Genomic DNA, 23,137 nt, shown 5'->3' with positions numbered 1-23,137 from the left:
ATGAAAAACTGGATAATACTGATGCTTTTTTCAGCGGTAGGTTATGCAAATGCATTACCAACTTTTGAAACTAACTATGATGAAGGCAAGGTATCTTTTGCGGGTAAAGTTGTTGATGTTTCGTGTGTAGTTTCCGTGAATGACCAAGGAAGTGATGCGAATATCTATCTTGCTCCAATTTCACTTATGGAAATTCATAATAGTGAAGGTGGTGCCTATTTAAAATCAAAAATGTTTACTATCAAGTTATCACAATGTCAATCTGTTGAGCATAATGGTGAAGTTGTTGATGCCGATCTCAATAAAATCAGTGTAACTTGGGCGGATGGTTACTTGGTGCCGAAAACAAACTTTGAAACTGCGGGGCTTCTGAAAAATATGTTAGTTGATGGTGCAAAAAATATTAACTTTGCATTATCCATCAATAATAACACGATTCTAGATGCTGATAATAAAATTATTCCAGCAGATCCTCAGCAACTTAAAGTCACGCCGAAAATATCGGATAATAAGGATGCAATTTTCCAATATTATATTGGTTACACAGCAGAGAAGGCGAGTGATGTGACAACTGGGTTGATGGCAAGTTATGCGACATATGAAATCCAGTATAATTAACATATAAAAACATATAGGTTAAATAAAAATAACATAGCGATTTAATCGCTATGTTATTTTTTTTGTTTAGGTGATTAGGTTTGAAATATAATTGTCTAATTACAGATGTATCATAAATGTAATAATATAGATTGAAATATTAGAGCGAGTTTTTAGAGTGAATAATAACACTCTCTGCTGTATATTTTAGCTCTTGACTCTTAATATTAATTGTTTCATCTTGCATAGAGTAATCCTCTTCAGTAATACATCCTTGAAAGAACCAGTCTATAGGGCATTTCAACGCAATCGCTATGCTAACTAAGTGATTTAGAGGTATTTTATTGATTCCATTCTCATAGCGAGAGACTTGCTGTTGGCTGATATTTAATTTTTTGGCTAAATCAGCCCCCGAAAGGCCTAATTCTTTTCGCCGTGTTTTTATCTTAATTCCAATAAAATAATGAATGTCCATGTGACACCCTCGATTGATAAAGGGATTGTAGAGTATAATGCTAATGCATTATAAAATTATACAATATATAAAATCTTAAAAAAACAATTAATTTCAATATATCGGTTATTTAATTTAGCTAAGCCATATATTGAAAAGACCTGGCGGATTCAAGTCCGAAGTGCAACGCTAAGCCGCCTTTCTTAGCTCCGCAAACACCACCGAAGGTTGTCTGAACCCCAGACACTTGCGTGGCCTGCTGTTCAACGCTCCCTGATAGCGTTGTAAGTCTTCTTCTGTCACTGTCCGCAGGTCTGTTCCTTTCGGGATAAACTGTCTTAACAACCCATTCGTATTCTCGTTCAGCCCACGCTCATGCGAGGCATACGGATGGGCAAAGTACGTATCTGCGTTCAGTGCTTCTGCTATCGCCTTGTGCTCACTAAACTCTAGACCGTTATCGAACGTTATTGTGTGACATACATCCTGATACTCACTCAGCAGTGAGATAATGGCCTTACTGACTTCCACCGCATCCTTTGAAAACACCTTTTTTGTCAGGTAAATACGGCTTTTGCGTTCTGCCAGTGTCACGATAGCACCAGTGCCCTGTTTACCCTGCACCAAATCGGCCTCCCAGTCCCCCAGACGGCTACGGTCATCGACGACTGACGGCCGTAGCTCAATGGATACCGCATCAGGGATGCGCCCTCGTTTCTGCCCGTAGCCCTTACGATATCGCCGTTTGCCCTGCCTAAGATGCCTGTACAACTCGCCACCGCTACGCTTATCCGCATAGATATACTGGTAAATCCATTCATGGCTGACGCTAAGACCAATAATGCTGCCAATTGCACTTATTTGCTCAGGACTCCACTTCCACTCCAGAGCAAATATCACGAAATCTATGGTCTGCTGAGGAATTGTCCTTTTGGCAGATGACAGCCGCCTATCACAGCACTTCTGGTGTGCCTGTTGTGGGTTATAACCAGTATCTGAAGTGTTACGCCTCAGTTCACGGGAGACCGTGGACTTGCTTACACCGATACGGATACCTATCTCATGGCAGGATAAATTATCCTCACGCAGTATCGATATCTGGTATCGTTGTCCTTCGGTTAGTTGCTGATACTTCATACTTACTCGCTCATCTTTGGTCGGAAGAGCAGGATAGCTTATCAGTAGCTAACCGTCCTTCCATCTAACATGACCGAGCGTTGCACTTATTATCTGAATTCGCGCCTTACAATTTATATTAGTAAGTGTTCTCATGTGTTAATTAAAATGAGAATAATAATTATAACAGAAATATTACTATATAAACATTTGATATAAATTAATTGTTTTACTTTTTGTTTTTTAGTTTTTGTATTTGATTATTTTAAGGCTTGATTATATTTAAATAAACCTTATTCATTTTTTCTTTTATCGATACTCGATTATGGATATGTCGTTCTCTAATATATAACCTTAGATGTTAGTGATATGTATCTAAAAAGCTATTAATTTTCACGGTAAGTATTTTTATTGAGGGTTTCATTGGTATATAAAAATATTAACATTAATTAATATTAAGGAAATTTAATGTTTATTGCTGTTTTACGGAGGATTATTGAATAAAAATTCACGTGGTAAATATACGTATGCTTATAATACATTATTAAAATAATAATAAAGTAGAATGAAAAAAGTCAATAAGTATATAATGAAATTAATCAATTAACTGTAATTACGGTCTTGAGAGGGGAGTGCTAGAAAGGATTGTAATTATTAAATCTATTTATAATCAATTACTTATTTCTTTATTCTAATCAGAAGGAGAGTAATATAAATTACATTTTAATAACAAAAAAATGCAAGATATAGATAAGCTCATCATAGATCCCTAATGACATAGTAAAAATAACTATTAATGTAAAAAAGCTAACAGAAAGCAGTTTCGCCATAATTAATTGATAAAACTCTATTGGTAAATATGTGTTTATAGTTTTAGTATAACTGAACTTAAATATTAAAAATGATGTAATGTGTAAACATACATTTCTGGTAGCGCATACTAACAACTAACGCCATTGTTCAGGTGTTTTTTGAAGTTATAGACTAATTGATCTGATTAGACCAGTTTTTTATGCTGTATATATGGTATAATACAGTGGTAGAAGTCGGTGATATTGGCCTGAATTACTGCAAATTGTAACAAAATTGAATGTTCACAAAAGGGCGAAATGAAGAGGTTCGCTGATAAATATCTTGCATAACTCATCGGTTAGAACAGATTTAGTGGTGGGTTACTTAAAGTTAATAAATTTTACAATTTTGTTACATTCATGCCTTTCGCTATACTAACATAATAATCAATATGATTGTCACCACTTAAATGAAGAGGATCTTATAATGAAACTCTATCTTTATGATCATTGTCCGTTTTGTGTTAGAGCAAGAATGATATTCGGATTTAAAAAAATCGCTGTAGAGCAGATATTTTTGATGGAAGATGATAAAGCGACGCCAACCAAAATGATTGGCCGCAAAATGTTGCCTATTTTGCAAAAAGATGATGGTGACTATTTACCAGAGAGTCTAGATATAGTTCATTATGTCGATCAGCTAGTAGAGCCAGCAATCGCTCAACATGCTGTTTCTCCAGAGATTGATAAATGGTATAACACCGTTTCAACTACAGTATATAAATTGGTTGTTCCACGTTTTACACAAGCCGATTTTCCTGAGCTAAGGACCCCAGAGGCGAGAGCCGCTTATATTGAAAGGGAAGAGCGTGCTTTTGGTGATCTGAATACGTTATTAAAAGAAACGCATACATTAATTGTGGAGCTTGAACCACATATGGATGCTTTAGATGCATGGTTAGAAACGCGTAATAGCAACAATATTATGGATGATATTATTATCTTCCCTTTATTGCGCAGTTTATCAATAGTGAATGACTTACCGTTTAGCACCACTATACTGAATTATATGAAAAATATCGCTCAAATAACGGGGGTAACCCTGCTGTTTTCACAAGCAAGGTAAAGCTAGCTATTTTGAAACCGTGTTATTATCAAGCAAAAATCCCATTATTCATGACAAATAATGGGATTTTTAATTAGTCGTCACTTGAAAATAAAGAAAAATTAATTAACGTAATCTTTCAAAACATAAACCAGTTTATATCTACCTTGTGACAAAGTAAGCTTTTTATCATTATAGGATATATCAGCACCTTCGGTTAGCATACGTTTAATTAATGGATCCCATTTTGATAAGTCTTCATCAACGCACTCTAATTCTGTTTTGGATAGATGCTTAACAACAAGCGTTGCATTATTGATCCGACCCATTCCATGAAAATCATTGCACATAGTGGCAGAGACAAACATTTTTTCGCCAAAGGACAAACTAGGAACGCCGACTTTACCAACGATGGGGTGCCCATCAACCTCTGTTAGTACAAAATTATGATGGATTAACTGTTGCTCAGTCACATTATCGCTGTTATCAGCACTCACATTTTGGGTTTGGCAGGCTGCTAATAAAAAACCCAATAGTGTTAAAGGGATTATCCGTTTCATTATCATTTTGCCTCTATTAGGCTTTGACAATGTTAGGACAATCTTCGCCATTATTAAGTTGGCGGATGTTCCCTAAAGTTGTTTCGCTGATACTGGTTAATGCTTCTTCCGTTAAGAAAGCCTGGTGACCCGTAAATAGCACATTATGGCATGATGAAAGGCGACGGAAAATATCATCTTGGATAACGTCATTCGATTTGTCTTCAAAGAACAATTCGCGTTCATTTTCATAAACATCCATACCAAGAGAGCCAATTTTCTGTGCTTTAAGTGCACTAATGGCTGCAACAGAATCGATGAGAGCGCCACGGCTTGTATTGATGATCATTACGCCATTTTTCATTTTATTAAATGCGTTTTCATCTAATAAATGGTGATTTTCGGGCGTGAGAGGGCAGTGTAAAGAGATAATGTCAGAATTTTTGTATAAAGTATCTAAATCCACATATTCTGCACCTAAATCGAGGACCACTTGATTTGGGTAAGGGTCATGGGCGAGTAAACGCATACCAAACCCTTTTAAGATCCTCAGCGCGGCTTGGCCAATTTTACCCGTGCCGATAATACCGACAGTGCGGTTATGCATATTAAAGCCCGTTAACCCTTCTAAAGAAAAATTAGCATCTCGGGTACGTTGATAGGCTCGGTGGATACGACGATTAAGGCATAACATCATCCCCACGGCATGTTCGGCAACTGCTTCAGGTGAATAGGCGGGCACACGCACAACTTGGATCCCAAGCTCTTGTGCTGCGACTAAATCAACATTATTAAAACCTGCGCAACGTAATGCTAAAATGCGGATATTAAGCGCCGCAAGCTCTTCTAATACTTCACGGCTAGCATCATCATTAACAAAGATACATACGGCATCAGCGCCGACAGCATTTTTTGCTGTTTGTACTGTTAATGGAAAATCAAAGTATTCGATATTAAAATCAAACTCGGATCCTTGATTGACTTGATCCATATGTTTACGATCATACTGTTTAGTACTGTAAGAAACGATTTTCATCTAAGAAACTCCGTGTACTATTCGTTAGGAACCCAAAATAAGGGGTAGCTAAAAAAGTGGCTACCAAGCATTAAGGTCAGAATAAGATAATTATTACAGTAAATCATCAAAAAAATACTGAAAGCGCGCCTTTATTGCGCTTTAATTGGTGATTGTAGTCGTTTAAAGATATAACGATCTTGATTAGCACCAATATTCACAATCGATATAGATAAAACAAGGAAGCTGTTTGATGAAAAGGGCACTTAAAATATTACTCTTAAGCGTTGTAGGATGCGTTGTGCTCTTATCTATTTTATGGGCCACAGTAACCCGTTGGCTTCCTATTGTTGCAAAATCTTATTTACCCGAAAACGTGACGCTGTCATTTAGCCAGCCTGTATATCGTCATGATCAATTAATTGTTGATAGCATACAATTGAAGGCAGGCGACTGCTTGTGGTTTGATGCTAAAAAGAGCCGTTTTTCGCTTTTTCCATTACATTTAGCAATTAATGAGTTAACTGAAGATAATCAATGTTTAAGTCAGTTGTCTTCAGATGAAAAAGATAGCGAAAGTACACCACTATCGGTGATTGAATTGATTGATAACTTACCTTCATTTTCATTGGTCATTGAAAATGCCAAGGTATCGCCTTGGGAAGAGTATCAAGGCAGTATTTGGCTGTATCGAAATGAAGGGACGCCATTAGCTTTAGATTATCGTGGTGATAAATTATCTTTTTCAACCAATATCACTGCTAACCATCAACTCAATATTGAACATTTTTCCGTTCAATTACCAGAACAAGAGCAGCGCCTTGAACTCGATGGCGAGTTAAGCTTACCACTGACGACAGAATCACTTCCGACATCAGGCATACTCTTTGCTGAATTTTTATTAACTCAGCCAAGCAAATCCCTGTATGCGAAATTGCGGTGGCTGGATGATCAAGGCACATTGTCTTTATTTGATAAGCAAAGTGGTCAAGAAATTTTTCATTTGCCTTGGCAAGTGTCAGCCAACATGATCCGTATTGAGGATGGGCGTTGGCAGTGGGAAGAGAGTGAGGTTCCATTACATGGCGGTATTTCGTTACAAATAGAGAATTGGCAGTCGGGCCTGAGTGACATGGTGATTAGTGGGCGTACTAATATGATGACCGAGGCTCAAAAAGGTAAAGCGAATTTAGTATTAAATTTACCAGCTAATAAAATTAATTTACTCGATGCAGATATTCATTTTCAGCTAAATGGGCAATTGAAATATGATGATATGGTTTTAGATATCAACTTGCCGTCAAAAATATCGGGTCAATTAATTTCGCCCGCAATTTCATTTCTTCCCGGCTCACTCTTACGAGCTTATGGGCGTGTTTCACCGACGCTACTATTACAAGAAGCGCGCTTACCTTTAGCAGGTACTTCATTGAGTGCGGAAGGGATCACCGGGCGCCTCCAAGCTATTTTAAAAGTGAAAGAGCAGTATTGGGGGGATTTCGCCATTCATTTAGATGGTCAGGCGAATAAGTTTATATTTGATAAAGGTAAGTGGTTTTGGAATTATTGGGGAAATGCACAATTACCGGCTTTAGCGGCGCATTGGGATATCAAAGGGCAAGGTAGTTGGCAAGATTCGTTAATTACCCTAAATACGTTAAACACTGGGTTTGACCAAATAAAATATGGTTTGCTTTCGATGACGGCAACACGCCTTATTTTAACAAAACCTTTATTTTGGCAACGTGATCCGGCTAAAGAGAACTTCCAAGGTGAACTCCAACTTACCAGTAACCGAATGCAATTTGGAGCTGCAAGCTATTTGCCTAAAACGACTGTTAATGCGGCTCTAAAAGGTAAATCACCGGCTGATTTTCAGTTAAAAGCTGATTTAAGTACTAAAGACGTAGGGCCAATTGTTATTTTTAGTCGATGGGATGGCGAACGTTTTCGGGGGCAAGCGCGTTGGCCAGAACAATCAGTGAGCGCATTCCAAACATTGATCCCAAATGATTTAGGGATCACCTTGCGTGAAGGAAAACTTTTTTCACAAGCCGCTTTTTCGATTGATCCAGAAACCGGTTTTATCGCGGGAGGGCACTGGCGTGTAGAAAATACGGGAATGTGGCTTAAAGATGGTGAAGTGAGTGGCTTAGATTTCGTTTTACCTTGGAAATTACAAAATAGCACATGGACGTTAGGTGAAAAATCGGCTGTACAATTACGTATCAAGCAATTAAATAATTTGTTTGAACTAACCGATATTCGAGCCGATTTATCAGGTACTTACCCGCCAACAGATGCAATGCCATTAAAATTGAGCCAAGTTGGTTTTAATTTATTAGGGGGGAAGGTAGAGCTTGATTTACTCCGTTGGCCACAAAAACAGCCAGCCACAATCAGACTACATCAAATTGAATTAAGCCGATTATTTACCATACTCAAAGTAACTCAGTTTGCGGCCTCTGGTCGCGTTGATGGGGAATTACCTTTTTACCTTAATAATCCAGAGTGGATCGTTAAAAATGGTTGGTTAGAAAATAGTGGCCCGTTGGCCTTGCGTCTTGATACTCAGTTTGTTGAGTCAATTAAGGCTGATAATATGTCTGCAGGAGCAGCGATAGGTTGGTTGCAATACTTGGAAATTTCTCGCAGCCGTACCGATGTGAATATCACCAATTTAGGCTTGTTGACAATGAAAACCATTATCCAAGGTTTTAATCCTCAAGAATCTAAAAAAAGAGAAGTCCACTTAAATTACACACATGAAGAGAATATCTTCCAATTATGGCGTAGCCTACGTTTTGGCAGTAACTTAGAAGAGTGGCTGGAAAAAAATATCTAAAGGAATAAGGATTAACAGTGAAAATAATCGCGACGAGTGTATTTACATTGATGGCAATGATGCTGACAGGTTGTTTGCGGGTTGAGGTAGCGACACCTGATAAACCCATTAATATCAACATGAATGTTAAAATTGAGCACGAAATACTCATTAAAGCTGATAAGCAAGTTGAAGACTTACTTAAAGAAAATAGTGATCTTTTTGGTAAGGTGGAAGCACAATGAAGACCATTTTCCAAGCGTTGATGATATCCGGTTTATTTGTTTTTTCGGCTGCTGCACTAACCGTTGATGAGGCAAAAAATCAAGGGTTAGTTGGTGAAACATTATCAGGTTATTTAGCGGTAGTTACCCACGGTAATGCGGAAGTTGATGAGCTTGTCACTGAAATTAACCGTGAGCGTGAAATCAAATACAGTGAAATTGCGAAGAAAAACAATCTAAAAACTAGGGATGTGGGTAAAATAGCGGGGCAGAAACTCGTTGAAAGAGCCGCGAGTGGGGAGTATGTACGCGGTATTAATGGTCAATGGTTGAAGAAAAAATAATATGCGCATGATTTGTTCATACGCACATCATTGTGAGGTCAATTGCGGTTAAGCGATAACCGTATCGATGCATTGACGAGCATCTTGCTGTGCTTTTTCAGCCGATTCAGTACCTAATGCAGTACCCTCAGCAAAAATAAATTCGATATCGGTGATACCGATAAAGTTTAAGAACAGTTTTAAAAATGGAACAATAATGTCAGAAGCCGTATCTTTATAGATGCCACCTCGGCTGGTTAACACAAATGCACGTTTATTTTCTAATAAACCGACTGAGCCTTGTTCAGTATATTTAAAGGTCTCTCCCGCTCTTGCAATAAAATCAAAGTAATTTTTAAGATGGGAAGGGATATTCAAATTGTACATTGGCGCAGTAATGACAATCACATCATGTTGTTTGATTTCATCGATCAATTGGTTAGATAATGCTAAATGCGCTTTCTGCTGTTCAGTTTTACTGTCACCTGGTGCGAAAGCTGCTAAAATTTCCGCATCAATCGCTGGAATTGGGTTGCTGACAAGATCACGGATGGTTATGCTATCGCTCGGGTTTTTTTCTTGCCATTGTTCAATAAAGTAATCTGCCATTTTGTTACTGTGTGAATAGTCTGCCAGAATACTTGATTTCAACAACAATACTTTTTTCATCGTTTTACCTTAAAACTCATTGATTTATATCGTAATTAATAATACAGATTTTAATCATCAATGAAAGAAAGAATTTTAGAAGAGTTATATCAAAAAAATTGATGTTGCCATTTATTCTGTGATATTGATGGCGTTTTTATCATGATGGTAATGACAGCCTATATTCAACAAAATGGCATAAAATAGTTAAATAATAAGGATTTAAAAAGTGGAATCCATGCTTACAGCCTTAGAAGCTGATATTGGACAAACTTCATTACGTGACCAACGGTTACTGAAAAAGCGTCTTCAAGGAATAGTTAAAATTCGTGATGAAAAATCACGAGTTGCAGTACTGAATGCGATAAAAGCGGATGTTGAAACAGCGAAACAAAAAATTTCGAACAAGCTGCTTAATCCACCTAAAATCGTCTATCCAGAAAATCTTCCTGTTAGTCAGAAAAAACAAGCTATTTATGATGCGATAAAACAGCATCAAGTGGTGATCATCGCGGGTGAAACAGGGTCCGGTAAAACGACTCAGATCCCCAAAATATGTCTGGAATTAGGGCGAGGTGTTAAAGGGTTAATCGGTCATACACAACCAAGGCGACTAGCCGCTCGTGCGGTAGCAACCCGTCTAGCTCAAGAGCTTGAAAGCGAAGTCGGAACTATTGTTGGTTATAAAGTTCGCTTTAGTGATCAAGTGAGTGATAGTACACAAGTCAAATTAATGACAGATGGCATTTTGTTAGCAGAACTGCAAAATGATAGGTTACTGCTGCAATATGATACGATCATTATCGATGAGGCTCACGAACGTAGCCTAAATATCGATTTTATCTTAGGTTACCTGCGCCAATTATTACCTAAACGTCCTGATCTAAAAGTCATTATTACGTCAGCAACTATCGATCCTGAACGTTTCTCTCGCCATTTTAATCAGGCACCCATTATTGAAGTGTCGGGGAGAACTTATCCCGTTGAAGTGCGTTATAGCCCGATTATGGGGGATGATAATGACAGCGACCGCGATCAAATCGATGGCATCATTGATGCTGTAAATGAGCTTGGGCAGGAAAGCTCAGGGGATATTTTGATCTTTATGAGCGGTGAACGAGAAATCCGCGATACCGCAGATGCCTTGTCAAAATTACAATTGCGCCATACCGAAATCTTACCGCTATTTGCTAGGCTATCGAATAGTGAACAAAATCGCATATTCCACCCACATGGTGGGCGGCGAATTATTTTAGCCACTAACGTTGCTGAAACGTCTTTGACCGTGCCTGGCATCAAATATGTCATTGATACTGGTTATGCGCGAATAAGCCGTTACAGTGTTAGAACCAAAGTGCAGCGCTTACCTGTTGAACCGATCTCCCAAGCTTCAGCAAATCAGCGTAAAGGTCGCTGTGGTCGTGTTTCTGATGGTATTTGTATTCGTTTATATTCTGAAGAGGACTTTTTAAGTCGCCCAGAGTTTACCGATCCTGAAATACTAAGAACCAATTTGGCGTCTGTTATTTTACAAATGACCTCAATTGGCTTAGGAGATATTAGCGCATTTCCATTTGTCGAAGCTCCGGATAAACGTAATATTCAAGATGGCGTGAAGTTATTAGAAGAGCTTGGGGCTATTCAGGCGCATCAACAGAGTGAACGCGGTTATATATTGACGGATATTGGTCGTCAATTGGCGCAACTACCGGTTGACCCACGTCTCGCTCGAATGGTGATAGAAGCGAGAAAGCTAGGGGCAGTCAGGGAAACCATGGTGATTGTGGCGGCATTATCGATTCAAGACCCAAGGGAGCGCCCATTAGATAAACAACAAGCGGCAGATGAAAAGCATCGCCGCTTCCACGATAAACAATCTGATTTCTTAGCATTCCTTAATCTGTGGGATTACTTAAAAGAGCAGCAAACCGCTTTATCAAATGCGCAATTTAGAAAAATGTGCCGCCAAGATTTTTTGAACTATTTACGCATTCGAGAGTGGCAAGATCTCTATACTCAATTGAGGCAAGTTGTTAAAGAGCAAGGTTTTCCAATTAATAGTGCAGCGGCAGATTACCGGTGTATTCATACATCATTACTTGCTGGGCTGCTATCTCATATCGGTCAAAAAGATGTGGAAAAACCAGAATTTACAGGCGCTAGGAATGCAAGATTCACTATCTTCCCCGGCTCAGGTTTATTTAAAAAGCCCCCAAAATGGGCAATGGTCGCCGAGTTAGTAGAAACGTCAAAATTATGGGGGCGGGTGGCTGCAACTATTGAGCCTGAATGGATAGAGCCGTTAGCGGAGCACCTTGTTAAGCATCATTACAGCGAACCTCATTGGTCTAAATCGCAAGGTGCTGTGATGGCCTCTGAAAAGGTCACTTTGTATGGATTACCGATCGTCGCCGCGCGCCAAGTGAATTACGGGAAAATCGACCCCTTATTGTGTCGCGAGCTTTTCATTCGTCATGCACTGGTCGAAGGGGATTGGGTTACTCGTCACGCATTTTTCAGGGAAAATCGTAAGCTATTGGCGGAAGTTGAAGATTTAGAACACAAGTCTCGTCGTCGTGATATTTTGGTTGATGATGAAACCTTGTTTGCGTTTTATGACCAGCGTATCCCTAATGATGTGATCTCTACTCGCCATTTTGATAAGTGGTGGAAGGTTGCTTCAAAACAGCAGCCCGATCTCCTGAACTTTGAAAAAAATATGTTGATCAAAGAGGATGCGGCGCACGTTTCATTGCTAGATTATCCAAACTTTTGGCATCAAGGTGAGCTGAAATTCCGCTTAAGTTATCAATTTGAGCCAGGAACGGAGGCAGATGGGGTGACAGTGCATATCCCATTAGCCATTTTAAACCAAGTACACAATGTTGGTTTTGATTGGCAAGTTCCGGGGTTACGTCAAGAACTGATTATTGCGTTGATTAAATCATTACCTAAGCCTGTACGTCGGAATTTTGTGCCTGCACCTAATTATGCCGCGGCATTTCTTGAAAGAGTACCGACACCAGATGGTAGCCTACTTGATAAGCTTGAGCGTGAATTACGTCGCATGACAGGGGTGACTGTTGAACGTGATGCTTGGCAATTAGACCAACTACCTAGCCATTTGAAAATGACATTCCGCGTAGTGGGTGAAAAAAATAAAACCATCGCTGAAGGTCAAGATCTGGATGAATTGAAAAATCGGCTCAAAGAAAAGGTACAAGAAACCCTTTCCGAAGTGGTTGATGATGGCATTGAACAAAGCGGCTTACATATCTGGAGCTTTGGTGAGTTACCTCAACGTTACGAACAGAAACGAGGAGGGTATTCTGTTAAGGCTTATCCGGCCTTAGTGGATGAAAGAAACAGTGTTGGGATCCGCGTTTTCGAAACCGAATTTGAACAACAACAAGCGATGTGGGGTGGTGTACGTAGGTTACTGTTACTGAATATTCCATCGCCAATTAAATACTTACATGAAAAACTCCCGAACAAATCTAAACTGGGATTATATTTTAATCCGTATGGAAAAGTTTTAGAGTTAATCGATGATTGTATCGCCTGTGGTGTTGATCAACTCATTGCGACTTATGGTGGCCCTGTGTGGACGGAAGATGGGTTTGGCAAGTTACAAGAGTTTGTGCGGGCTGAACTCAATGATGCAGTTGTACAAATCGCGAAACAAGTTGAGCAAATACTCACTGCGGTATTTGCAATCAATAAACGCTTAAAAGGACGCGTTGACTTTGCGATGGCAATGGCACTTTCGGATATAAAAGGGCAGATGTCTAACTTAGTCTTTAAAGGCTTTGTCACTGAACATGGTTGGAAACGGCTTCCTGACGTGTTCCGTTATTTGAATGGTATTGAGCGCCGATTAGAAAAACTGGCGATTGATCCTAATAGAGACCGTGCCCAAATGAGTAAAGTGGAGCATGTGACACAAATGTGGCAGCAATGGAAGGCGAAACTGACACCAGTACAACAACAATTACCGGAAGTACAAGAGATCCGTTGGATGATCGAAGAGTTGCGTATAAGCCTATTTGCACAGCAGCTTGGTACGCCGTATCCGATTTCGGATAAACGGATTATTCAATCAATGGAAAATTTAAGTCAGTCACTTGTATAAAACACAGAGTTAGATGATAACCTTCAAAACCCCATCATGATGCTAAAGATGGGGTTTTTTTATCGTTATCGGTTATGGATAAACAATTTGTAATGTCGCAGTTGCATTGGCTTTCCCCGCACTAACAGAGGGGTGGATTTGCACATATTGAGCTTCGAAATAAATGGCATAGGGGGAGCGGTCAAAGCTAGTTCCCAAATTAAAGACTTTATTTAGAGGGATTGGCTCACCTTGAAAACGCAGTTGTAAACCAATCCCTTGGGCGCTATCAGGTCTTTTATCTAGTGCAATCACAGAATGATCTGCACTGTGACTGGCTCGCCCACTAAGGATAATGCCCACAGGGGTTTCTCCACTACAATTTAGCGTAAGATAAAAAGAGACGGGGGCGGAATGGCTACCAATCCCCCTAAACTGGCTCTGTTTGACTTTCTTCATTTTTACTCGTTTATGTTTTTCGAGCAGTTCACAGCTAGGCGTAACAATCTTTGTATTTAGGAAACGATAACTTTGAACAAGTAAATGGCCAATTGATGCTTCAATCAGCCGATGAGAGCTAAGTATCCCTGAACCTGTGATGTTTTTTGTTTTCACCAATTGTACTCGGATCCCATTTAATGCATTACCACAATAGCTATAACGATGAGAGGTAATGTGGCAAGCATTGGGTGAGTCATTAACAAAAGGTAACTTATCTCGGCTAAATGCCGCTCCCTGTGGGATAAAGCGAAGGCCAATGCCGTCAATATTTGTTTGATAAATTGAGTTATAACCATTTGATAGTAATGGGAACTGGCCATTTTCCCATTTTGCTTGAACGGGTGAGCGACAATCTACCATGATTGGATTGTCACTAAGACCGTTTAAGGTCACCTCTTGGATCACCGACCCTACCGCTAATCGATGAGGTACAGTTACCGTACCGAGGGATAACACAGTATGATGTGGCGTGAAATTTGGCACATATTGGCATTGAGAAGCATAAGCGTTATGTGTAACGAATATACAGCAAGGCCATAAACGAGAAATTAAAGTCATCATAAAGCTTCCTTGCGCTGACAAATCACCGGAACATGGTAAAACCCTTGATTCAGATCTGTTTCTAATAGTTGGTATTGAAATTCACATTGCTGCGATTGTTTTGCTCCCCATTTCAATTTTATTGTGCCTGATGGCTCAAGCCCACTTAAATAGACTTGGCCCATATCGTTAATAATCCCTACATTAATATCATTGCTTGTTAGTTCTCCTTTTTCTGTTACGAGGCTGGCAAGCGCACCAAAAGGGGCCAATTTCCCATCCGCAAGCTGAATAGTAAAGAAAGAGCGTTTGCCCCGTTTGACGGGGAAGTGAACCAGTACCAATGCCCCTTTCGTTGGTAAAATAGATTGAAAACTCGTTTCAATTTCAGTATCTACAGGTAAGGTCTGTGTATCAATAACAAAGTTATTACGCCGATAAGGTTGTAGCTGATTGATAATCGCATGGCCTTTGCTATCGGTATTGGTATTGAGTTGAGCATCCAAACGGACGTCTTGTGTATCAGGTACAACCAATAAAGCGGAAGTTTCCCCACGACTCGGTGTTAGCGTGATGCCATACGGATGAGCCACCACTGAACTTCGAAATCCATAGTGCAATTGATGCTCTTGTTTGTAGCCATAACCCGCATTTAAAATAAATTTATTATGATGATACTGAGTATAAAATCGTGTGTCTGATTCATTTTTCGGCCTCATACAACAGCGGTTATTTAGAGAGTTATGCTGTAGAGTATAAGAAATAAAATTATCTTCTAGGATGGCTCCCGTTAATGTTGCTTGCTGGCTTTGATAGTTATTTGGCGCATATTGTGATTGGTAACTAAAATGCGTATTAGGCAACCAAGCGTTCACCGGAATAATTATGGAAGCAGAAAAGATATACTCTGGTTTTTGCTCAATGATAGAATAATTTGACTGGCAGTTAAGGCTAAAATGGTATTCGTTTATATTGCCTGAATAATTGAGATTATAGGCCCACTGATATCCTCTTTGCTCTCTAAACCTCTGTTGCGATGCTGATAATGATATATTTCCAAAATAACCTAACCCTTGTGATAAATGTAGCTTAATGATCTGTTGAGGGTAGGCGGTGTTAGATAAGTTTATTTTATCCAATACATCAGTGAACTGCCGTAACTTAGGGTTATCGGTCCATTGAACATTAAATGTAAACTCAGTTGCGGTGGGCGTGATTAACTTTGAATATTCAAACTGCGCGAATTCAGATAATAAGTGCAACGCTCGGTCATGTTAGATGGAAGGACGGTTAGCTACTGATAAGCTATCCTGCTCTTCCGACCAAAGATGAGCGAGTAAGTATGAAGTATCAGCAACTAACCGAAGGACAACGATACCAGATATCGATACTGCGTGAGGATAATTTATCCTGCCATGAGATAGGTATCCGTATCGGTGTAAGCAAGTCCACGGTCTCCCGTGAACTGAGGCGTAACACTTCAGATACTGGTTATAACCCACAACAGGCACACCAGAAGTGCTGTGATAGGCGGCTGTCATCTGCCAAAAGGACAATTCCTCAGCAGACCATAGATTTCGTGATATTTGCTCTGGAGTGGAAGTGGAGTCCTGAGCAAATAAGTGCAATTGGCAGCATTATTGGTCTTAGCGTCAGCCATGAATGGATTTACCAGTATATCTATGCGGATAAGCGTAGCGGTGGCGAGTTGTACAGGCATCTTAGGCAGGGCAAACGGCGATATCGTAAGGGCTACGGGCAGAAACGAGGGCGCATCCCTGATGCGGTATCCATTGAGCTACGGCCGTCAGTCGTCGATGACCGTAGCCGTCTGGGGGACTGGGAGGCCGATTTGGTGCAGGGTAAACAGGGCACTGGTGCTATCGTGACACTGGCAGAACGCAAAAGCCGTATTTACCTGACAAAAAAGGTGTTTTCAAAGGATGCGGTGGAAGTCAGTAAGGCCATTATCTCACTGCTGAGTGAGTATCAGGATGTATGTCACACAATAACGTTCGATAACGGTCTAGAGTTTAGTGAGCACAAGGCGATAGCAGAAGCACTGAACGCAGATACGTACTTTGCCCATCCGTATGCCTCGCATGAGCGTGGGCTGAACGAGAATACGAATGGGTTGTTAAGACAGTTTATCCCGAAAGGAACAGACCTGCGGACAGTGACAGAAGAAGACTTACAACGCTATCAGGGAGCGTTGAACAGCAGGCCACGCAAGTGTCTGGGGTTCAGACAACCTTCGGTGGTGTTTGCGGAGCTAAGAAAGGCGGCTTAGCGTTGCACTTCGGACTTGAATCCGCCCTGATAACTATTTGATTTATTTTTCTGACTGTAGGATTGTGTCCAATCAATAGTCAAATCGCCAATTTCATTGGCTGAAAATGAACTGCCTAATATCAGTGATTTAAAAGGTGATGAGAAAATAGAACCAGTATACGCAGTGATATTATTGTTAATACCATATTTTATTTCGCTATGAAAAAAATAAGGTGGTGCAGAGCGTGAGCGGTTAGAGACCATTCCACTGTTTAAGGCATAGCGAAATTGGCCTTTTTTGATCATCAGTGGCGAAGAAGAAAAAGGGTATTGGTATTGACGAACTCGACCACTAGACTCAGTGATCGTCATTTCTAAGACGCCTTTATGGGCTAATGGTTTTAATTGATTTAGTGTAAATGGCCCTGCAGGTAAATAATCATTATAAATGATAATATTATTTTGCCTTACAGTCACCTGAGCCGGACTATGATTAATGCCTTGTAATATGGGGGAATAATATGCATCATAATCCGGAAACATTAATTCATCATTAGAGAGTGAGATCCCTTTAAAAGAGTATGGTATAAAAAATGAGGAGGCAAGGTAATACTCGCCTAAGATAAATTGACTTTTTAAGGACCTAATCGGGTAGGATAAAGTTGTATTATAACTCTCCCATTGTTGGTGTGAGTTTGAATAGACTAAATTATTTCTTAGGCGCCATCCTAGATAGTTAATACCATTTTGCAATGCCAGGTTAAAGCTATTATTGTCATTAATGTACTTATTCGAGTTATAACTTCCGGATAGGTTATAATCAATATAAGCTGACGTTACGCCATCATCCCATTGTGATTGAAGGTTATTCTCATTAGTGTCACTATTTAAGTAATGATGAGGGATATTGATATCCAACGTTAAGTGATTAAAGTCAAAATGATGAGAATAACCCTCGATAATTGTTGAAAGGTGGCTAGCTAGGTTGTCATTTTTATCAAACGCCATTGTATTTAATGTTTTTTCATGCAGGCCAATTTTTAATAATTGATTTCGACTGAATATTGGTACTAACTGTTGATCTATATATTGAAAACTTACATTTTCAGTAAATAGTCTAACATTGTTGACAATAACATCAACGGCATAAATCCCTTCGGGTTGATTATCTAGATTTAATATAATATTTTCAATGTCATTAATATTTTCAATGTTATCAAGTGCCTCAAGATTAAAATATTCAGCATATGCCAAAAGTGGAGTCGTGATTAAAAACAGCATTAATAAAGTGATATTATTTTTTTTCATCATCATTAAAGAGTTGTTGAGAAATTAATTGTGTTTTACCGCCATAATCATTTAATGCGCTCCAAGAAACAGAATTCAATTGAGGCAATACTATTTTCCAAGATAATTGCCCAAAGGGGGCTATCATGCCAGGCTCTGCAATCTCTTTACCATTAAGGTATAGTTCTCGCAGCGTAATATAGTGCCCAGTAGGATTTGTTGCCGTTACTTTTTGGTTATTATAGCTAAATGTGACCTCTTTAAATGCAGATTCGGCACTGCTATTTAAAGATTCAGGCCGATAAAATAGCTTGAAACTGGATTTCACAACAATATGTAAATTATTTTCTGTATTTTCATGAATGGCAGGAAGAGACTTGATATGTAACCAGTAGAGAGTTTCTTGATCAGTTTGGTTTAATGGCGCCACTTTTATCACTCTTAATTTATTTAATGAGGCAGGTTTTAGCTTAAATAGTGGTGGTGTAATAATAAAATCATTAGACCGTTGATTATCTTTTTCAACCCATGATTGAATAAGGTAAGTCGTTTGCTCCTCAGGGTTCTCAATAGATAATGATATTTCCCTATCGTTTTCAGGATAAACAAACCGTGTGCCATTAATAATAATTCCGGCATAAGAGAGAAAAGGAAGCAATAATAAAAAGGTGACTGTTATTTTCATGATAATTAATGAGAGAGAAGAAAACCTCTCTCTCATCTCCTCTTTTATTGATAAATAATGCTGAAATGCGCTAATGCATCTGCTGAGCCGGGAATGATTTGATCACTGGTTGCAATATATTTAGCCACAAAATTCATTTCTACCGTTTTACTTGGGGTTATTTCTTTAAACTGGCTTCCCCCATTTAGTGGTATACGGCGAACACTATTTTCTTCATAAAGGCCTATTGCAATACCTGTTGCAGCAGGTGAGGTTGCATTTGGTGATAATCCTAATAAAGAAGGGTTAGCACTATCACTTTTACCATCAAACTTAAATTGAATTTTCTTATAATCGGTAGGGCAATTAGATAATGTTATTCTAAATGGTGTTGCTGCGGCAGCACTATTTTTATTAGTAAAAGCGGCTACAGAAACCTTCCCCATATTTACCACTTTATGTACAGAATTAGTATCAACAGAGCACGCCGTTGGAATTATACTGCCAACGAACTTTATTTCACCATCTGCTGAAAAAGAAATAGAATGATTAAAAAATAAAATAAGTAATATATATTTTAATAAACTGTTCATTGTATGACCTTGTAAATTATTTGCTGTGTGATTTCTATCAGTATATGTTGCTGATTGAGCGCAATATAATAAGTCTATTTTTTATGTTAAAAAGGGGTAAATTGGCGTGCACAAAACCAAATGATTTGATATCGACTTTCTTTTTCATCCTAAAATTTTGTTTTTAACATTTGCATTATGAAAATGATTTTCAGCATGATACTCCGTTTATTGTTCTTAAAAATTAAGAGTAGGGTATAACCGTTAAATTTTTAACGATTATAGCATCAAAACATACTACTTTAGTTACAACATGCTAGTTGTTTGAAGAGTACCTAATGAAACAACAGTGCCAATACAAAAAATAACGTGACTAGGCTAACTAAGAATTAAATGGGAAATCAATCCAAGGTAGGGTGAATAGGGGGGAAATGGTAAATCAGAGTCTCTATTTACTCCCTTTGCTAGTTTTAGCAGAGAGAGTAAAAACACAAACTGTCTGTATGGGAAATGAGCAAAACACTACAGTGTTTTACTTGTTACGCTATGCAAATAGGGCGAGCCATTGGTTTTTACGGCGTTTAAAGAGAATGGGTGTAACTCCTTTGAGCCTTTCTCATTTAACTTCTGGCGACATCTAATTTTTCTGGCACAGGCACTATTCGAAAAATGAAGCTTATTGATTTTTTTAACTTTAGCGCTAAAACCAATGTCTTGTGATGATTGAATTCTCTCATTTTTGGTTATGGTATATGAATGTTCATTACGTAATATTAAGTGCATGTTACCTCCTGAATGCAATCATTAGATAATATATGATTCACTTACAAATGATTTAAAAAAGCGCTGCTAGAACTAATGAAGGAAGAAGTATCGATGAGATCACTACACTGAATACTAGAGCCTTTTCAGTGTAGTGATTGTAGTTGAAGCTAGAATAGATAGTAGGTTGCGGGCACTGCCCCCGCGATAATAGCCAGAGCGATAATCTTTTCAGCCATATTAAGTGGAGCTTGTTGGGATTGCTGAGTTCGCGCATACCAAAAAACAAGTATACCAGGCGCATATAAAACGACAGACAGCATAAGGTTGATCAGTCCAGAAGCATAAAGCAGCCAAAGACCATAGAGGCTGGCCACCATTCCAACCATCAGTAGCAGCTTATTATGGCGTTCAAAAGCGACTTTTATGAGAAAAGCACCCACTAAAAAGTAAGGAACCAAAATCATCTCAGAAGCGATTGTTAGGAGCGTATTGTAATTACTCCCACTTAGCCAAATTAAGACTAGAGAAAGCTGTACGGCACCATTTGTTAACCACAGGGAGGAGGATGGAGCATCATTCTTATTCAGTTTATTGAATATTTTAGGGAATGATTGATATTGCGCTGCGATATAAGGCACTTCGGCAGCCATAATTGTCCAACTCAGGTATGCTCCACACACAGAGATAATAAGCCCCGCTGCGATAATGATCTCACCACTTGAACCAATTAAACCTACCATTAAATTGGCCATTGATGGATTTTTTATTTCAGCAAGCTCAGCCCTTGGCATAAGGCCTAACGAGAGAAGTGTCACTAGGATATAGATGATTAATGCAGAACTAACGGCGAAAACAGTGGCTAAGCCAACATCACGGCGGTTTTTGGCGCGAGCAGAGACAACGACAGCTCCTTCGATACCAATAAACACCCACAACGTGATCAACATAGTGTCTTTAACTTGCTGCCAAACAGGCACTCCGAGGGAAATCCCACTAAAATCTGCATCGAACACACCAAGTTTGAAAGCGACAAATGCTAGGATAATAAATAGCCCTAATGGGATTAATTTTGCCATAGTGGCTAGCTTATTAATTCCCGCCGCCGTTTGAACACCACGCAACACTAAATAGTGCACAATCCATAATAAGATGGATTCACCAACTAAGGCTTGCCAAGTGTTACCATCGCCAAAAATAATCCTATCGGGTGTATCAGTAAAAAAGCTGATGGCCGCAAAAACGATAACTAAGTAAGAGACATTAGCGATAACCGCACATAGCCAATAACCCCATGCGGAACAAAAACCAATCAGTTCACCGAAACCTTCTTTTGCATAAGTAAAAATGCCCCCATCAAGATCTGGGCGTATACGAGAAAGTAGCAGTAGAGAGAAAGCTAAAAATAAAATGCCAATGCCTGTAATTGACCAGCCAATGATAAGTGCCAAAGGGCTGGCAACTTCAGCCATATTTTGTGGAAGGCTAAAGACACCTGCACCCACCATTGAGCTGAGAACTAATGCGGTGAGTGCTGTAAGACTGAGTGTATGTTTCAATGTATGTCCTGGTTATTCTACAATCAAAAGTTAAAATAACGTTAAATCTACAATTTTATAATGTATTTAAGCTGGAACAATTTTAAATTATAGATTGTTTATCTGTCGTACTGATAAAGTGAGGGGGATTCTACGAATGAAACGACGGTTATGCAATGGAAAACTATTCAGTTTGATAAGATTTTTATTCAGTGGGAAAATCAGCAGTCAAACGTTTTTTTCAGAAATAAAAAAGCCAGCTCGAAAATGGAGCTGGCTTGGTTAGTTAGTATACTTATTACTTAAAGAGGTCAGCGCTGATGGTTACGCTACCGCCATTTGACTGCCACTCACGTGTGATATGGAAGTATTTGGCACCTTTAGCTTCAGCACGTTTGGCAATTTGATAACGCACTTCTGGTGTATTGGTGTAATAACCCGAGAAAGTGATCGAATCAAATGGAACCATTTGTGCAGCAGCGGTTTTATTAACTTCTTCGATAACATAGCCACTTGGCAATGTTACGCTGGTTTTGCCTGGTGCACTGCTTGATGTTTCAAAGAAACGACCAACGGCAGTAGTTGGTTCTTCAGATGAAGCAACGCCAGGAATACGTACTTTTTTGGCGGCTTCACCACCTTCCGCTAATAATGCTTGACCCGCTTCTGAATCTGCTGGTACGACAGCTTCCTCTAGCTGAACTTGGCGCTTAGGCGCATCTTTTTTATAGACATAAGCGGTAGCTAGGGTATTTCCACCATCATTTACAGCGATGTTACGAACAACATAGAATGATGCTGCGCCTTTTTCTTTTGCTTTCTTCGCAATAGCTTCATAAAGATCAGGCTGAGAAGGGTAGAAACCACTGACGGTAACAGCATCAAATGGTTCATACTGTGTTGCGTCTGCTTTTGACATCTCTTCAACGCCACCAAATACGCGACGTTTGCTTTCTTCCACAGATTTTGCATCTTTTTGGTAAAGATCTGCAACAACGCGCATGTTACCGCTATCACCCACATCATCAAGGCTCTGGATATAGAAAGCGTAAGCGCCTAATTTATCAGCCCGGCGTGAGACGGCATCGGATGCTTCATAAATAGCATTAAAGCGCCCAGTCACTGTTATGCGCTCATAAGGTTTTAACTCTTCAGCCTGTTTGGGCGTCAGTTCAACAGCTGCCTGTACAGCAGTAATACTGGTTAATGATAACACCGCGGCTGCGATGGCCGTAGTTTTCAGCTTCATACAAAA

19 protein-coding genes are annotated in these 23,137 nt (G+C 39.3%); 7 read left to right on the top strand and 12 right to left on the bottom strand.

What is annotated here, in order from left to right; genetic code table 11:
- Positions 1-618, top strand: coding sequence for a fimbrial protein (locus M1E93_RS10565; protein ID WP_004919541.1), 618 nt, complete (start codon positions 1-3; stop codon positions 616-618).
- A gap of 139 nt (positions 619-757) precedes the next feature.
- On the opposite strand, the gene M1E93_RS10560 is transcribed toward M1E93_RS10565, so the two are convergent.
- Together M1E93_RS10560 and M1E93_RS10555 are read right to left on the bottom strand one after the other, a co-directional pair.
- A complete protein-coding gene (locus M1E93_RS10560) occupies positions 758-1,072 on the bottom strand; it encodes a helix-turn-helix domain-containing protein (RefSeq protein ID WP_004919544.1) in 315 nt (104 codons plus the stop codon).
- Positions 1,073-1,240: 168 nt separating this feature from the next.
- Complete coding sequence (locus M1E93_RS10555; protein WP_140035165.1) at positions 1,241-2,188, bottom strand: IS30 family transposase; 948 nt, start codon at positions 2,186-2,188, stop codon at positions 1,241-1,243.
- Between the two features lie 1,257 nt (positions 2,189-3,445).
- Here M1E93_RS10555 and grxB point away from each other — a divergent pair.
- A complete protein-coding gene (grxB, locus tag M1E93_RS10550; protein WP_036940140.1) occupies positions 3,446-4,084 on the top strand; it encodes a glutaredoxin 2 in 639 nt (212 codons plus the stop codon).
- 101 nt (positions 4,085-4,185) lie between these two features.
- On the opposite strand, the gene M1E93_RS10545 is transcribed toward grxB, so the two are convergent.
- The gene (locus M1E93_RS10545; RefSeq protein WP_014658307.1) at positions 4,186-4,623 is read right to left on the bottom strand and encodes an META domain-containing protein; all 438 of its coding nucleotides are present in this window, start codon (positions 4,621-4,623) and stop codon (positions 4,186-4,188) included.
- A 16-nt stretch (positions 4,624-4,639) separates the two neighbouring features.
- On the bottom strand, positions 4,640-5,638 hold the full coding sequence (locus M1E93_RS10540; RefSeq protein WP_004919549.1) for a 2-hydroxyacid dehydrogenase: 999 nt from the start codon (positions 5,636-5,638) through the stop codon (positions 4,640-4,642).
- Between the two features lie 232 nt (positions 5,639-5,870).
- Here M1E93_RS10540 and M1E93_RS10535 point away from each other — a divergent pair, with 232 nt between their 5' ends.
- Genes M1E93_RS10535 through M1E93_RS10525 form a run of 3 tightly spaced genes read left to right on the top strand, consistent with a single transcriptional unit; the run spans position 5,871 to position 9,009 of the window.
- Entirely contained in the window at positions 5,871-8,462 is a 2,592-nt protein-coding gene (locus M1E93_RS10535) for a YdbH family protein (RefSeq protein WP_104873466.1), read from the top strand.
- Between the two features lie 50 nt (positions 8,463-8,512).
- Complete coding sequence (locus tag M1E93_RS10530; protein WP_004919554.1) at positions 8,513-8,686, top strand: YnbE family lipoprotein; 174 nt, start codon at positions 8,513-8,515, stop codon at positions 8,684-8,686.
- Positions 8,683-9,009, top strand: a complete 327-nt coding sequence (locus tag M1E93_RS10525) for a YdbL family protein (RefSeq protein ID WP_004919556.1) — start codon at positions 8,683-8,685, stop codon at positions 9,007-9,009. Before M1E93_RS10530 ends, M1E93_RS10525 begins: the two co-directional genes overlap by 4 nt.
- Positions 9,010-9,057: 48 nt before the next feature.
- On the opposite strand, the gene M1E93_RS10520 is transcribed toward M1E93_RS10525, so the two are convergent.
- Complete coding sequence (locus M1E93_RS10520; protein WP_004919558.1) at positions 9,058-9,657, bottom strand: FMN-dependent NADH-azoreductase; 600 nt, start codon at positions 9,655-9,657, stop codon at positions 9,058-9,060.
- A 217-nt stretch (positions 9,658-9,874) separates the two neighbouring features.
- On the opposite strand from M1E93_RS10520, the gene hrpA reads away from it, so the two are divergent.
- On the top strand, positions 9,875-13,768 hold the full coding sequence (hrpA, locus tag M1E93_RS10515; RefSeq protein WP_169342267.1) for an ATP-dependent RNA helicase HrpA: 3,894 nt from the start codon (positions 9,875-9,877) through the stop codon (positions 13,766-13,768).
- 72 nt (positions 13,769-13,840) lie between these two features.
- Here the strand turns inward: hrpA and M1E93_RS10510 are convergent, their stop codons facing one another.
- Entirely contained in the window at positions 13,841-14,809 is a 969-nt protein-coding gene (locus tag M1E93_RS10510) for a fimbrial protein (RefSeq protein ID WP_426206877.1), read from the bottom strand.
- Positions 14,806-16,050: a fimbria/pilus outer membrane usher protein gene (locus M1E93_RS10505; protein ID WP_426206875.1), complete on the bottom strand. Its 1,245-nt coding sequence runs from the start codon at positions 16,048-16,050 to the stop codon at positions 14,806-14,808. The genes M1E93_RS10510 and M1E93_RS10505 overlap by 4 nt, the downstream gene beginning before the upstream one ends.
- A gap of 80 nt (positions 16,051-16,130) precedes the next feature.
- Here M1E93_RS10505 and M1E93_RS10500 point away from each other — a divergent pair, with 80 nt between their 5' ends.
- On the top strand, positions 16,131-17,078 hold the full coding sequence (locus M1E93_RS10500; RefSeq protein ID WP_140035165.1) for an IS30 family transposase: 948 nt from the start codon (positions 16,131-16,133) through the stop codon (positions 17,076-17,078).
- On the opposite strand, the gene M1E93_RS10495 is transcribed toward M1E93_RS10500, so the two are convergent.
- From M1E93_RS10495 to ydgH, 5 genes are all read right to left on the bottom strand, one after another.
- Complete coding sequence (locus M1E93_RS10495) at positions 17,075-18,373, bottom strand: fimbria/pilus outer membrane usher protein (protein WP_426206873.1); 1,299 nt, start codon at positions 18,371-18,373, stop codon at positions 17,075-17,077. The two genes, M1E93_RS10500 and M1E93_RS10495, sit on opposite strands and share 4 nt — an antisense overlap.
- Complete coding sequence (locus M1E93_RS10490; RefSeq protein ID WP_004919566.1) at positions 18,354-19,031, bottom strand: fimbrial biogenesis chaperone; 678 nt, start codon at positions 19,029-19,031, stop codon at positions 18,354-18,356. Before M1E93_RS10490 ends, M1E93_RS10495 begins: the two co-directional genes overlap by 20 nt.
- A 44-nt stretch (positions 19,032-19,075) precedes the next feature.
- Complete coding sequence (locus M1E93_RS10485) at positions 19,076-19,603, bottom strand: fimbrial protein (protein WP_004919568.1); 528 nt, start codon at positions 19,601-19,603, stop codon at positions 19,076-19,078.
- 911 nt (positions 19,604-20,514) lie between these two features.
- Positions 20,515-21,903: an amino acid permease gene (locus M1E93_RS10480; protein ID WP_088499315.1), complete on the bottom strand. Its 1,389-nt coding sequence runs from the start codon at positions 21,901-21,903 to the stop codon at positions 20,515-20,517.
- A gap of 277 nt (positions 21,904-22,180) precedes the next feature.
- Positions 22,181-23,131, bottom strand: coding sequence for a DUF1471 family protein YdgH (ydgH, locus tag M1E93_RS10475; protein ID WP_004919577.1), 951 nt, complete (start codon positions 23,129-23,131; stop codon positions 22,181-22,183).
- Positions 23,132-23,137 lie beyond the last annotated feature (6 nt).

The sequence above is a fragment of the Providencia sp. PROV272 genome, assembly GCF_049901975.1.
GTDB lineage: Bacteria > Pseudomonadota > Gammaproteobacteria > Enterobacterales > Enterobacteriaceae > Providencia > Providencia stuartii.
This window is presented reverse-complemented; position numbering and strand designations above follow the sequence as displayed.